A 13,361-nucleotide genomic window follows, 5' to 3' on the forward strand; every position below is an offset into this window, starting at 1 on the left:
AGGGATGCTCATGCGACCGAACATTACTAGGCCATCAGTGATGTGCAGAGGTGCCGGTCCCCGCATTCACCCTCCCGGTCGGGAGCGGCAGTGCCACGCGACGACCCGTCGGAGGGCGGCCTCCAGGAAATCTGCACCCCAGATGGTGCGCGCGGCATCTAATGGTCGGCATGACAGACCGCCCTACCTCACAGCTCTGGCGCTACGTCAGCGATGACGACTCCAGCTCCCTGACCCTGGTTGTCGAAACCCCTAACGGGCCCTACATGCGGCGCATACCGCCGGCTTTGCCCCTGCCTTCCGGCGTCGATCACGGCCCCGGTGCCGAAGCAGCCGCTCACACCGCCGCCGCTACATGGGGCCTGCCCGACTTCGTCTTCCAGCAGACTGCGCACGCAAGCAAGGGCTCGGGGCAGCGAGAACTGGGCGACCGCCTGCTGCTGGCCGGCCAGCGGGGCGCGGTCGTGCAGGTCAAGGCCCGCACCATCCCGCCCAAGCCGGACGCCGAGGAAAGCGGCTGGATCCAAAAGGTGGCGGCGAAGGCGATGCGTCAGGCGAAGGGCACCGTACGCCAGTTGCGTCTGATGCCCGCAGACATGGTCAATGGCAGGGGCCGGACGCTGCACGTCGACGGCAACGCGTTCGAATGGATTGCGGTTTTCCTGCTGGACCACCATCGGCCCCCACAGGGCACAGTGGCCCTCTTGGAGCCGATTGGTATGCCAGCGATTGCGCTGACCCGCCGCGACTGGGACTTTCTGTTCGACCAGCTGCGCTCCACCACCGCCGTGCTCGACTACCTGTTCCGTGCTGCTGCCGCGCCTGCCATTCCGCTGGGTGAGGAGCCGGTGCGCTACTACGAGTTCGCTGCCGCTGATGCCGCCGCACCGCCCGGCGACATCGACACCGAACTCGTCGGCCCCGGTGGCATGCTGCACTCCACGCCTCTGTTGCCCCAGGCTCCCGTCGGCGCCGCCACCACCCGTACGCATGTGGTGATCCGGTTGGTCCTTGAGGACGTCACCACCAGCGCGCTTCCCAGCCACGCGAGCGAGGCCGACCGGCATGCGATCCTCTCGGATCTCGACAGCCTTCCGGTCGGCGACCGCGAAGAGTGGGGCCGCCTTCTGCTGGACATGCTCGACGACGTCGTCCAGGTACCCGACGATCAGCTCAAGTGGCGCTTTCGCCGGCACCTGAACGCCGAGGCCACGCGGCAGACGATCTACGCATGCGCCACCCGCTTCGACCGTGACGTCCAGGCCATCTTCGGCAGTTACGTCCAGCTACGTCACCACGAAATAGCCGAGCGTACCGGCCGGCCGGACGAGCTCGTCACGATCGGGGTGATGCTGACACCGAACTACGGCGGAAAGCGTCCCTGGGACACCAGCCTCGTCCGCACCTACGGACCCAGCGATCTGACGGAGGAGGAGTTCACCACGCTGGATCGGATCTGGAACCGCGATCACAGCCAAAGCACACCTAACTGAGCCGGGCCAGGACATGCTGGCGTCGAGGCCGACGCGACGAAGGGTCTTGAGAAGAAGCTGCGATCCCGCCCGCTGCCTTGACCGTCCGCGTCACCGCAACGAAGCCCTCGGCGGTTGCCGAGGGCTGGGTAGGCGGTCGTTCCTTGGCGGTGCTTGTCGGCTCGTGGATGTCCGATGGTGCTCAGTGGTGTTGTTCAGGTGTTGCCGGTGTTGCCGGAGAGCGTTGACACTGGGTCGCTGGTCGAAGCCGCGTCCCGCCCGGCGGGACGCGACAAAGAAAGTTCGGCCGCTGCTCCCGTCTGGCGGGACGTACCGCTGATCGGTCTTTTCTTGCAGGTCAGAGCCGTGTGGCGTGGTCTGCATGACAGTGGATATCAGGGTTGTCCGGGCCGGTCAGATGTACCGCTACTACCTGCGCGAGACCGTGGTCGGTGACGGCCGCCGACCGGCGCGTACGCCGCTGCGCGTCGCCCAGGAGCAGGCCGGGGTCCCGGTCGGGCGCTGGATGGGCCGGGGACTTGCCGTGCTTGGGCTGACGGCGGGTGAGGAGGTCACCGAGGCGCAGCTGCGGAACCTGTTCGGCGAGCGGGGACGGCACCCGTACGCGGACCGGATCGAGGCCGAGCGGCTCGCCAAGGGCGACTCCCCGAAGAAGGCGTTCCAGGCCGGCGCTCTTGGACGCCGAGTGACGGTTACGGGTGTCGACTTCGTGTTCCGGCCGCAGCCGACGATCTACCTCTTGTGGGCGCTGGGGGACGAGGAGACCCGGCGGGTGATCGAGGCCGCGCACGAGTACGCGATCGAGCGGGTGCTGGAGTGGATCGAGGACGAGGTGGCGGTGATCCGGTACGGCAAGGACGGCATCTACCGGGTGCGGCCGCCCGGCGGTCTGGTCGCCGCCCGCTTCCGCCACTACGAGGCGCGCTCCGGGCGGCCCTTGCTCCATGACCATCTGCTGCTGTCCGTGAAGGGGCAGCGCCTGGACGGGAAGTGGGGCTCGATCCACACCACGGCCCTGCACGAGAACACCGTGGCCGCCTCCGCGCTCTACAACGAACTCGTGGCCGCGGAGGTCTGCGAGGCGCTGGGGCTGGCGACCGAGCCGCGCACCGTCACCCCGGGGCGCCGGCCCGTGATGGAGATTGCCGGGGTGCCGCACGAGCTGATCCGCTGGACCTCCCGGCGCAGCGACCAGATCGCCGCCTGCCTGACCGAGCTGGAGCACGAGTACGTCACCGCCGTCGACGACGACGGCGAGCTGAAGTTCCTGCCCGTGGTCTCCGAGCGGGCCCGCGCCAAGATGAACCAGATCGCCGCCCGCAAGACCCGCCCGCCCAAGCGGAAGACCCAGCCGCTCGCGCAGCTGCGCAAGGAGTGGAAGGAGAGTGCGATCCGCACGTCCAGGGTGGCCGCCGACGTCATCAACTCCCTCCTCGAGCACGCCCGCGCCGCGGCCGCCGCGATCCGGGCCCGGGTCGCCGCCGTGGTCGACGTCGCCCTGGCGGCCGTCGACGTCGCCGCGACCGTGTTCGTGATGAACGAGGGCGGCCGCTTCCACCGCCGACACCTGCTCGCCGAGGCCCGCCGCCACCTCGCCCTCGTCCTGCGCGGCCGCCGCCGCGACCCCGGCCTGGACGAGGAGATCGTGGCCACCGCCATCTCCACCCACTGCCTGGACATCAGCGAGCCGAAGACCGTCCGCGGCCTGGAGGCCGGCTACCGCCTCTACACCACCCGGTGGTCCCTGTCCGACCTCCCCGCCCGCCGCCGGTCAGCCACCCCCGCGCCCGACCCGGACCGGCAACCCCCGGCCGATCCCGGCGAGCCGCCCGCGCACCGGCCCCCGGGCCAGGATGCGGGGGAGTGGGAGATCCCCCGCATCCCGCTCCAGTACGAGCGCGCCGTCCTCGCCGGCGCGGTGGTGCGCGAGCAGCTGCGCGCCACCACCGCCACCACCGTGCGGAGCCGGGCGTACGACATCGTCGCCCACCAGCAGGCGGCAATGCCCGAGCAGCTGCTCGCGCCCCTGGCCGCCGAAGCCGAGCACGACGACCAGGAGCCGGAGCCCGGCCGCCGGGAGGCGATCGACATGACGGCGCTGCGGGCCCTGCGGAAATCCCGCACGGACGTGGAAGCCCTCGATCTCACGGCCGACCGACTGCGCCACCTCCAGGAGGTGGCCACCAAGATGGCCGACGACTCCCGCGTCCGCGCGGACCGCCACACCGCACAGGCCGATGCCGACGCAGTGCGCCCGGTGCGCCCGGACGACCAGCAGGCGCACCGCCCGCAGCAACCCGGACCGCACCGCGGCCGGGAGGCCGGCCACTGAGTGGACCCGATGGGCGCGCAACCAGGTGCGGTGGTGCGCACCGACGACACCCCGCGTCCACTCCACCGAGTGGAGTCCACCGTCCGGGAGTGGAGCCCACCGAGTGGAGCCCACCGAGTGGAAGTGGACGCCACCGACGGGGGTGGGGCCGCGCCTCCACTCGGGCCCACTCCACCGAACCGTCTCCACTCGGTGCGCGCCACTCCCGCGCGTCGGCCGCACCCGTGCGCTCCGCCCACCGAGTGGAGCGCACCGGATGGACGGTGGTGCGCACCGGATGGGCGCGCCACCGCACCGGTGCGCACCCGATGGTGCGTTCCACCGCACCGGTGCGCTCCCATCCGGTGCGGTGGTGCGGTTGGTGCGGTCAGCGGTGCGCACCAGGTGCGGAGTGCGCCGCGTGCGCCAGCGCCAGGTGCTCGTCGCGCATCGCCTCCAGGGTGGCGTGAGTGTCTCCCTGGTCGTTGGGGTCGGGGATGACGTTCTCGATGCAGCGGATGATGCTGCGGGCGATGCCGGGCACCGCCGTGGTGGCGGAGTCGCGCGCCCAGTCCCGCAGCGCGGACAGCAGCACGCACCCGACCTCGTCCAGCACGAAGGAGTCCGCGCACAGGTCGGCGGCCTCTCCGTCCACGGCCGCGACGGGCCAGATGATGTCCTCGGCGAGCCGCAGCAGGATGAACGCCAGCTCCGGGGTCGCCTCCGCCCGACCAGCGGCGTAGGTACCGCCGCCCGTCTGCAGCGCCAGGAGGTAGTCGAAGCCCTGCTCCACCTGCTCGGGCGTCAGCGGCGTACGGGTCGGGATCAGGTACGGCATGAACCTCTCCTCACGATGACCGCCGTGCGACTCACGGCGTCGTCCCAGCAGGGTCGGCCCGCCAGCCTGTGGACAGAGGCCAGAGATTTCTCCCTCCGAGCCGAAACCGGCGAATCGGGTCTGCAAGGGGTAAACCGGGCCCCCTTGTCCAGAGCGGTCGGGCCGACCACGAACCCGACCGCACCCCCTTGTCCACCTCTGCTACCGACCCGACCACGGCCGCGTTTCTCCTTGACCTGGCCACGGTTAGACCGCGGACAAGGGGGGCCCGTGCACGCTGCTCCTTCGCCCCGACCGCCCCGGCCGGGGCCAGCGAAGGAGACGAGACGATGACGAGCACCCACCCGGGGGCCGGGCAGCACCGCCGCTCGGGCCGATCACACCGGAAGGCCGGCGCCTGGCGGGCAGGCCCAAGGGGGATCCCTGGGCGCCCCCTTCGAAGGCCCCTTGGGAACCCCCTTTGGTGCCCGCCGCCCAGGGGCGGCGGAAAACCCCTTGTCAGCGCGGGAATGGGCGCGAAAATCGCGCCGTCACAACCCTCTTCTCTCCTCTTGAACTTCTCTGTGTTGTCCGTGGAGGAGGAGATCATCGGGTTCCGGGAGGCCCGGATGCCCTCTCCGGCCGGGCGCGGCCGGCGCGCGGCAGGTGGCCGAGCGCGGTGGGCGACAGGAAGGGAGCGGGGCTGATGGCGGGGAAGCGGAAGACCAACCCGGCGGGATCGACGAACAACTACCGCGGTGACGTGCTGCGCGTGCTCGGGGCGCTGAAGGTGGCCACGACGGATCAGATCCAGCGGATCGGCGCTCCACACCTGACGTTCCGGCACGCCGACAAGCCGAGCCCGTCGAAGCGGAAGCAGGCCCGCACCGCCTCGCACACGGCCGCGCTCTCCGACATGCGGGGGCACGGCCTGTCCGAGAACGGCGGCTCCACCGAGACCGGCGACGCCCTGCGCAACCTGACCTCGAAGGGCCTTTTGGCCGCCTCCTACGAGCTGAACCGGCCGGTGACGGAGATGGGCTCCACCGTGCGCGGCGCGGGCTCCAGCGGCGCCTCCCACCCGATGGCCGTCAACGAGACGGTCATCGCGATGCTGCGCCCGAAGCCGAACATGGCCAGGCTCACCGTCGACCCACCGCACGTCCGGGCCGCCGCCCAGGCCGCCGTCGACTCCCCGGACGGCATCGGCACCATCGCCTCGTACTGGACCGAGGTTCCGCTGCCCGCGACCGGCACGTGGAACGCGCCCGGCAGGGGCGGCGCCCAGGCCGACATCGTCCTGACCGCCCCGCAGGACGGGGTGCCGCTGCTGTTCATCGAGGTCGACAACTGCCACGAGACCGCCGAGGAGCTCGCCGACAAGCTGGAGAAGTACGCCCGGTTCTTCCGGCGGAAGGTGAAGGACACCGACGGCACCGAGCGGCCGATGTGGCGCACCCGCTGGACCGTGCCGACCACCTCGTCCGGTGATGCGGCGCACCCGCCCGTCCTGCTGGTGTTCAACCGCATCGGCGAGCGCAACCCCGACCGCACCATCGCGCGCCTGCACGAGCTGACCCGCCACCTGTGGCAGGGGGAGCGGGCGGAGGGCTTCCACGACTACGACGGCAAGATCCCCATCATCGCCACCAGCCTGAAGAAGCTGCGCGAGCACGGCCCGGCCGGGCCGGCGTTCCTGCGCTTCGGCCGTACCCACCTGCAGCCCTTGCGGGAAGCGATCGGCAACCCCCGCCGTGAGGCGGCCCGGGCCCGTGCCCGCGAAGCGGCCAGGGTCCGGGAGGAGGAGTACCAGGCGCGGGTGCGGCGGGCGGCTCAGGAGCAGGCGGCCGAGCGGGAGGCCCGTCGTCCCGTCTGCACCGGCTGCGGGGCGAAGTTCACCGACGAGCGCTGGGAGGCAGCCCAGGCGAGGGACTGGGGAGCCCCGAAGGACTCCCACCCGCACCTGTGCGACGGCTGCAAGGCCGACGCCGTCGTCAGCCCAGCGGCTGACACCCAGGAGCGCCGGAAGCCGGTACGCGGCGTTGCAGGGCCGGACGATTTCTGGCCCGCGCCCCAACGCCCCGTCTGCACCGAATGCGGTGCCGCGTTCAGCGACGAACGATGGAAGGCGACCGCGCGCGTCGGCTGGGGCCCTTCCCTGGCGAAGCGCCCGTCTCTGTGCGGGGACTGCGACCAGCGGTTCGAGTCCGACGTGGACCTGGCCTGGGGTGTGAGTCACCGGCAGGAGGAGCGTGACCAGGAGCAGGAGCCGGCCGTGCCCGAGCAGAAGGCAACCGGCTGGCTCTGGCGCCTGCGCCGCTGAGCCGGGCACGCCGCCGGCGGCCGGGCGACGGGTACACACGTATCGGTCCGCCCGGCCACCGGTGGTGCCGGTGGACCTGGTTGGTGATCGCCGCCTATGCCCAGCTCCGGCTCGCCCGACCGCTGGCCGCCGGCCTCCGCAGGCCCTGGGAGAAGCCGACCGAGGCGAACAAGCTCACGCCCTCCTGCGTCCGGCGAGGGTTCAGGAACCTGCGCACGAAGACCGGCTCCCCAGCCGGTGCACCGAAACCATCTCGTCCCGGACCCGGACGGCCTCCGGGCTCGAAGAACCGTCAGATGGCCACCCGCCATGAAGTGGGGAGAGTTCTCGCGACCGGCGAGGCATACACCCGTCCGGCCCATCACAAAGTTGGCACCAAGCCCCGACGTCAAGCGTCTCACCCGCCCCGGCAGTGAGATCTCCGCGGCAGTCGGGTTGGATAGCGATGCGGCGTGGCAGCCAGAAGCAGCGGGGAAGGGATTTGTTCACGTTCCTTGTACTGAGCTTTGTGCTGGTTGCCCTCGCCATCGCCCTGGCCGTCATCGGGGTGCACGCTCTACTGCTCGGCCGTATGCCCGGTCGATGGCTCCAGCAGCGAGTACGGCAACCCAGATTCTGGGGAGCAGGGGCGATCTTGATACTGATCAGCTGGAACTTGCGCTCCTCAGCGCTCCTGGTTGTCGGTGTCGGCCTCATCGCGATTGGACATGCAGTGAAGCCCCCGCGATGACGCGGGCCGACCCTTGACGTTAAACGTCAAGCTGAGTAGCTGTGCCATATCCCTTGATCAGTGACGGCCTGTGATGGATGGGCAGGTTCGGTCACTTCGAGGTTGGGGTGGGGCCCACTTCAGTTGCCCGGCCCCTTACGCTGGTCCAGGAGGCTGAGGAGATTCACATGGTGCAGGTCCAGGCTCTCCACAGCGTCTCTCCTGCTCTGCGCGATCAAGGACTCCGTCCAATAGCTCGGGGGTTCCTTGATCACACGCTCCAGCACGGCCAGGATCTGCCCCAGCGTGTATTCGGCCTGCATGTCCCACCGCCATGTCGAGACGATGAACAACGCCACTTTGAGTGCTCCCAGCATGTGCCGCACGTCCTCCGTCGACGCGTCGGGGCCAAGGGCGCGTTCCTGGGTCTCGCTGCGTAGGTAGTCGGCGTGCATCGTGGCGGCGATGCCGTCCTCCCGGAGTCGGCGGGCCAGAGCCGCGCAGGCGTCCACGTCGACGGAGTCGGCCTTCACGAGAGCGCCCAGGGCCGCCGAACAATCTGAGGCCAGACGGAGCCTGTCAGGGGTCATGGAGGAATCCTCCCTCCTCGGGGACGAGTCCGGCCCCGCTTCCGAAAAGGCCCGGAGAACAGGACTGCCTATCACCACGAACAAGTGGCAGACCGTCACTGATCAAGGAATATGGCACAGCTACTGAAGCGTCATGACTGGTCCTGTTCGAGGAGTTGGGCTTCGAGCGGGCGCCCTCGAGTGGCGTGCCGCCTCCACGGCTCCGGTCCCGCGTCGGGCGAGGCGCTGCTGGAGCCGCTCGAACGTGAGCCGGCCGGACTCCCAGACCACGAGCTCGCCGTCCAGGCCGGTGTCGGCGGGCAGCTGCGCGAGGGCCGCCCGCCGGATCTCGGGGAACGCCGAGGTCATGTCCGTTCCCTGCCTCGAGCGCAGCAGCACCCGGCCGCCCGTGTGCACGGCGAGCTGGGCGCGGAAGCCGTCCCACTTCGGCTCGGCGGCCCACCCGGCGGACAGGGCGGGGCCGTCCACGGCCACGGTCAGCATCGGCTCGGGCAAGGACCAGGTCATGAGTGATGCCTTCCCGCCGGCCGCCAGGAGCACGGTGCGCACCAGCCCGGTCACCCGGCAGCCGGCCGGGACGACCGGTCTACTCGAGGATGCCGAGGGCGGTATCGGGCCGGCAATGGACACAGGCCGGGACGTGCTGGAGCAGGGCGTCGCGTGCCTGCTGCCGGGTGGCGGGGCGGCACCGGCCGCTCTTGGCGGCGGCCCAGCAGTCACCGGTGTGCACGGCGTCGACATTCGAGCGGTTCAGGCCGTACTGGATCAGCCACTGCGCCGGCTCCGGCCGCCGCTCCTGGCCGCGGCGCCGCTCGGCCTGGCGGTGTTCCTCGTCGGCGATCCACCGGTCGATGAGGGCCAGCTGCCGTGCCGCCTGCTGTGCGACGACGCGCCGGGCGAAGCGCAGCGCGTCCAGACGCGAGAGCGGCTGCTCGCCACCGCTCACCTGCTCCTCCCGGTCCCTTAAGTCCCAGCTTGCCCCTGAATTCGAACAAGCGCTCTAATTGGATTATGCACCGCGTTGACCACCTCACCGACACCCAGGAGCGCATCCTGCGCTGCATCCGCCGGCACATCGCCGACCACGGCGAAGCGCCGACGGTGCAGCAGATCGGGCAGGCGGTCGGCATGCGCAGCCGGGCCTCGGTGCACTACCAGCTCATCGAGCTGGAGGCGAAGTCCGCGATCGTCCGCGAGCCGGGCCGCACCCGCGGCATCCGCCTCACATGAGCGGCCCCGGCCGCTACCACCTGCTGCTCACCATGGACGGCAGGCCGGTGCAGCACGGCTGGTGGAACCAGGAGGAGACCGCGCAGGCCAAGTTCCGGCGCTGGATCGGCGAGCGCGGCGGCAGGCCGGGCACCCGCGTGGTCCTCCTCGATGAGGAGACCGGTGGGGTGCTGGCCGACTGGCCCGACCAGTAGCCGTGGCACCGCCCGCGGAATTACTCGTCGGCTACGCTGTCCTTGGGCTCGGGGTGCCGTACGGCCTTCTTCACGGCCTGCTCGAGCTCGTACCGGCTGGCTTTGACAGCTGCGGCGTGCACGGTGACGGCCGTGTGGAAGGCGGCGGAGGCCTCGCGCCAGCGGCACAACTGGGCGTCGTAGTCGTCACCGGTGAGGCCCGCGAGCCGGGCCCGCTCCTTCTCGGCGGACCGTTCTAGGCTGATCAGCTCGTCGGGGATCTCTTGCACGCTCATGGATTTTAGGCGGCCGGTGTGCCGTGCCGGCTGCTGTCTCCGCCGTCCGATCGGGTACGGCGGCGGCCGGCGGGCGCCTTTCCACCGGTGTACGTGCCGGGGCCCGGGCACGGCCGGGGCCCGGCGTCCTGTGGCGGGTTAGGGGGCGGGGTCGTAGGTGAGGGTGGTGTTGGGGCAGCCGGCGGCGTAGTGCAGGAGGGCGTCGCGTTCGGCGGGGTCGACGGAGAGGTTCCAGCGAAGTTTGGTCTCCACCCATTCACCCAGGTACTGGCAGCGGGCGGCCGGGATGGGCATCCATTCCGCCGGGTCCTTGTCGCTCTTTTGGCGGTTGGAGCGGGCGCTGACGGCGACGAGGGTGGTGTCGCTGTCGAGGTCGTTGGCGTAGCGTTTGCGGCGCTCGGGGCTCCAGCTGTGGCCGCCGGAGTCGTGGACCTCGGCGAGCGGCACCAGGTGGTCGATGTCGATCCTGCCGGGGCCGGAGCCGTGAATTTCCTGCGCGTCGTAGTAGGAGTACCAGACGCCGCCGGTCAGCTTGCAGCCCGGGCCGACGTCGGGGTCTTCGATGGCCTCGTTGATCAGGACGTCCTTGTCGGCCGGGCAGCCGTTGCGGTCGAGGTCTTTCCAGTGCGGGTAGAGCTTGTCGCGGTCGTAGCCGGTACGGTTCTCGGCTTCGACGGGCAGGGAGGAGATGCCGTCGAGAAGGCGGGTCTGGTCGGCGTGGGCGGGGCTGGCAGTGGTGGGCGCGAGGGCGGCCGCGACCATGACGGCCGCGGCCAGGGAGCGCCTGAGGCTGGTGATCACCGTCTTGTTGATAGCGGTGCACCGGGTCCGGGCGGGGGTGCGCGCCGGTTGTCTCACCTGGGCGGGCGAAGCGGTTCACCGCAGAAACGACCCTGCCCGGCGCTCTGCTGACACTGCGTCGCGTCGGGACCTGGTGCCTGGTTCCGCCCTGGAGGGCAGGGCGGGCGGCGTGGCCGCGCTGACACCGCTTCTACCTTGGCGGACGTGTGAAACCACGTGCGCGTCGTGTCGGCTGTGCGATGCGTTGGTTGCTGCTTGATTTTGTTGACACGCTTATTGATCTTCAGCAGGGCGGGAGGGGGGCGCTCGGTGGGCGCGCGGAGGGACGGGCGGGTCTGCGCGGGCGCACTCAGAATCGCGTATTCATCCCGGATGTCCCGCTTTGGGTGACCGTTTCTGATCGAATGCTGCCGTTTGCGCGCAGGGCTTTCTGGGCGTGACCGCTCGGAGGGCGGCGGGCGCCCATACCCGCGACGCTACGTTCCGGCATCACGGCGCTGCGCAAGGTAGTAGCGTCCTGGTCCCGGCAATCTTCCGCCGGACGGCAAAGACCCCGGCGCCAAATGGTTGGTAGCCCGTGCGCCGGGGTCCTGTCGCTCTCAACGCCAGCCCAGTACAAGGGAGAAGCCCGATGCTCCTGCGCCGACGCCGAACTCATTTCCCTGCGCGTGCAAGCGCACCCGCCCGGAAATCGAGTCGTGACCGTATCATCCCGCCGCCGCCCCCGGCCCAAACATGGGTGTGGCATGTCAAGGCTGTCACGCTCCGCGGAAGCCTGCCCATCGCCGTCATCTGCCTTCCCCTGCTCGCGATCCCGCACGCTTGGCCGCCGCGTCTGCTGCCCCTCGCCGCCCTCTTTCTGACAGCCGCTCACGGGTCTGTGCTGGTCCGCCACTGGATCTGGCGCCGCTGACCTGCTCACCGGCACGGGGTGCGCACCACACCGCACCCCGTGCCGGCGCCGACCCCCGCCCGGCCGCCCGCGGCCGGACGACCGGTACAGATACCCGTCCAGCACCCCCGAAAGAGGTGTCCCCTTGTCCACCCGTTCCACCATCCAGACGGCTGACGGCAGCCCGCGGCCCTCCCGACCCGCCACCCCGGCCGGCCCCACCCGCGTCACCCGCATGACCGAAGCCATCCGCGACCTCGCCGAGGACTGCACCATGGTCTCCGGAGACCTGCTCCTCAGCGCCGACCGCGCCGCCACACCCAACACCGAACTCCTCCAGCACCTCATCACCCTCCGCTCCCTGGCCGACGAGGCGATCGCCGCCGTCGTCATCCGCCAGCGCGCCCAGGGCAAACCACTCGCCGACCTCGCACCGATCGCCGAGCTGACCGCGGACCGCCTGCGCAAGAAGTACGACCCGCTCTCCGTCGAGAAGGCCCTGGAAACGCGCCGGCGGCCCAAGCCGGCCACCGCCGCCCACGACACCGCCACCGCCACCGGCGCCCTGATCCTGTACCGGCCCAGCCAGCGCCTGGCCTGCGCCCTCACCCGCATGAAGAACGGCTCCGGCCGCCGCCAGCGCGAACTCGCCGAGCGCATGGCCGTCGACGAGTCCTACGTCTCGCGCATGCTCTCCGGCCAGCGCGCCCCCTCCTGGCTGCACGTGAAAGGCATCTGCGACGCATGCGGCATCGAACCGGACCTGATGAAACCGCTCTGGGAAGCAGCCGCCAACGTCCAGCCCTCCAACAGCGACGACCCCGTCCGCTACCTCCAGACCTACCTACGGGCCCTGCACTACGCCTTCGGCTCCCCGGCCCCCGAGAACATCACCCAGCACTCCATCAGCCCCGACGACCTCCACCACGCCCTCAACGGCCCCGGCGTCCCCGACTGGCCGGTCATCCACCGACTCGCCCTCGCCCTGCAGAGCCTGCCCAACATCGCCCGGCCCCTGTGGCGCCGCGCCCGCTCGGCCGCCGAAGAAGACACCACCACCCCGAGCTGAACCCGCCAGTCCACCACCAAAATAGGGGGGAAGGACCATGAAGCCCGCGCCGCCCGCCGCAGCCGTACTCACCACCGCCTTCTACGCCTTCTACGACCTGCACCGCCCCGCCTACCACGCCTACGCCGCAGCCCGCCTCCCACACGAAGAAGCCCAGCTCAGCGTCACCCAGACCTTCGACCTCATCGCCAGCAACTGGACCTGGCTCATGACCAGACAGCGCCCCTCCGCCTGGGCCTGGCAAGAACACACCCGGGCCGTCGCCCGCCGCGCCGGCCGCACCCCCTCCCCGGCCGAGGACACCGCACTCCTCCACGACGACCTCCGCCTGAGCATCGACCGCATCGCCACCGTCACCGGCACCGACCCCGCCCGCGTCACCGCCCTCCTGGCCACCGCCCGCCGCACCCACCAGACCCGCCAACCCCCCGGCCCCAGAACACGCCGAGCCCGCCAGCCCCCACGGCCTGCCCGGACTCCCGGACCCGACCGGCACGACGACAGCCCCTTCCCCAGCTGCCCGAAGCGAGCGTCACCGACCAGCCGCCTGACCAGACCCCCCTGCTGAACACCCCCGTACCGGCCCTGACCGCGCCGTCCTCCTTCCACCCCCGGCCGGACCGCCGGCGCCCGATCGTCGGCGGGACCCCGCACGCC

At 70.7% G+C, this 13,361-nt stretch carries 13 protein-coding genes and 1 pseudogene; 8 read left to right on the top strand and 6 right to left on the bottom strand.

Annotated elements, in window-relative coordinates:
• Nucleotides 1–170: 170 nt before the first annotated feature.
• On the top strand, nt 171–1,493 hold the full coding sequence (locus ACSURM_RS39320; RefSeq protein WP_436961489.1) for a hypothetical protein: 1,323 nt from the start codon (nt 171–173) through the stop codon (nt 1,491–1,493).
• A gap of 361 nt (nt 1,494–1,854) precedes the next feature.
• Nucleotides 1,855–3,825, top strand: coding sequence for a MobF family relaxase (gene mobF / locus ACSURM_RS39325; RefSeq protein WP_436961491.1), 1,971 nt, complete (start codon nt 1,855–1,857; stop codon nt 3,823–3,825).
• A gap of 367 nt (nt 3,826–4,192) precedes the next feature.
• On the opposite strand, the gene ACSURM_RS39330 is transcribed toward mobF, so the two are convergent.
• Nucleotides 4,193–4,642: a hypothetical protein gene (locus ACSURM_RS39330; RefSeq protein ID WP_436961492.1), complete on the bottom strand. Its 450-nt coding sequence runs from the start codon at nt 4,640–4,642 to the stop codon at nt 4,193–4,195.
• 685 nt (nt 4,643–5,327) lie between these two features.
• Here ACSURM_RS39330 and ACSURM_RS39335 point away from each other — a divergent pair.
• Both ACSURM_RS39335 and ACSURM_RS39340 read left to right on the top strand, forming a co-directional pair.
• Entirely contained in the window at nt 5,328–6,944 is a 1,617-nt protein-coding gene (locus ACSURM_RS39335; protein WP_436961494.1) for a replication-relaxation family protein, read from the top strand.
• A gap of 68 nt (nt 6,945–7,012) precedes the next feature.
• A pseudogene (locus ACSURM_RS39340) lies at nt 7,013–7,360 on the top strand (NF041680 family putative transposase); the annotation flags it as partial.
• Between the two features lie 433 nt (nt 7,361–7,793).
• Here ACSURM_RS39340 and ACSURM_RS39345 read toward each other — a convergent pair.
• From ACSURM_RS39345 to ACSURM_RS39355, 3 genes are all read right to left on the bottom strand, one after another.
• Nucleotides 7,794–8,243, bottom strand: a complete 450-nt coding sequence (locus ACSURM_RS39345; protein WP_436961496.1) for a hypothetical protein — start codon at nt 8,241–8,243, stop codon at nt 7,794–7,796.
• A 120-nt stretch (nt 8,244–8,363) separates the two neighbouring features.
• Nucleotides 8,364–8,750 (bottom strand): ATP-dependent DNA ligase, encoded by a 387-nt coding sequence (locus tag ACSURM_RS39350; protein WP_436961497.1) that lies wholly within the window; start codon nt 8,748–8,750, stop codon nt 8,364–8,366.
• Nucleotides 8,751–8,829: 79 nt separating this feature from the next.
• Entirely contained in the window at nt 8,830–9,189 is a 360-nt protein-coding gene (locus ACSURM_RS39355; RefSeq protein ID WP_436961499.1) for a DUF6233 domain-containing protein, read from the bottom strand.
• A gap of 65 nt (nt 9,190–9,254) precedes the next feature.
• Between ACSURM_RS39355 and ACSURM_RS39360 the strand changes: the two genes are divergently transcribed.
• Nucleotides 9,255–9,473, top strand: a complete 219-nt coding sequence (locus tag ACSURM_RS39360) for a LexA family protein (RefSeq protein ID WP_436961501.1) — start codon at nt 9,255–9,257, stop codon at nt 9,471–9,473.
• Nucleotides 9,470–9,667 carry a hypothetical protein gene (locus tag ACSURM_RS39365; protein ID WP_436961503.1) on the top strand — a complete coding sequence of 66 codons (198 nt, stop codon included), beginning with the start codon at nt 9,470–9,472 and terminating at the stop codon, nt 9,665–9,667. Before ACSURM_RS39360 ends, ACSURM_RS39365 begins: the two co-directional genes overlap by 4 nt.
• 20 nt (nt 9,668–9,687) lie before the next feature.
• Here the strand turns inward: ACSURM_RS39365 and ACSURM_RS39370 are convergent, their stop codons facing one another.
• Both ACSURM_RS39370 and ACSURM_RS39375 read right to left on the bottom strand, forming a co-directional pair.
• A complete protein-coding gene (locus tag ACSURM_RS39370; protein ID WP_436961505.1) occupies nt 9,688–9,936 on the bottom strand; it encodes a hypothetical protein in 249 nt (82 codons plus the stop codon).
• 144 nt (nt 9,937–10,080) lie between these two features.
• Nucleotides 10,081–10,743: an HNH endonuclease family protein gene (locus tag ACSURM_RS39375; protein WP_436961507.1), complete on the bottom strand. Its 663-nt coding sequence runs from the start codon at nt 10,741–10,743 to the stop codon at nt 10,081–10,083.
• A 1,127-nt stretch (nt 10,744–11,870) separates the two neighbouring features.
• Here ACSURM_RS39375 and ACSURM_RS39380 point away from each other — a divergent pair.
• A complete protein-coding gene (locus tag ACSURM_RS39380; protein ID WP_436961509.1) occupies nt 11,871–12,704 on the top strand; it encodes a helix-turn-helix domain-containing protein in 834 nt (277 codons plus the stop codon).
• A 37-nt stretch (nt 12,705–12,741) separates the two neighbouring features.
• Nucleotides 12,742–13,272 (top strand): hypothetical protein, encoded by a 531-nt coding sequence (locus ACSURM_RS39385; RefSeq protein WP_436961511.1) that lies wholly within the window; start codon nt 12,742–12,744, stop codon nt 13,270–13,272.
• The last annotated feature ends 89 nt before the right edge of the window (nt 13,273–13,361 follow it).

It is taken from the genome of Streptomyces sp. SudanB182_2057 (genome assembly GCF_964272715.1).
Taxonomy (GTDB): Bacteria; Actinomycetota; Actinomycetes; order Streptomycetales; family Streptomycetaceae; genus Streptomyces; species Streptomyces rubradiris.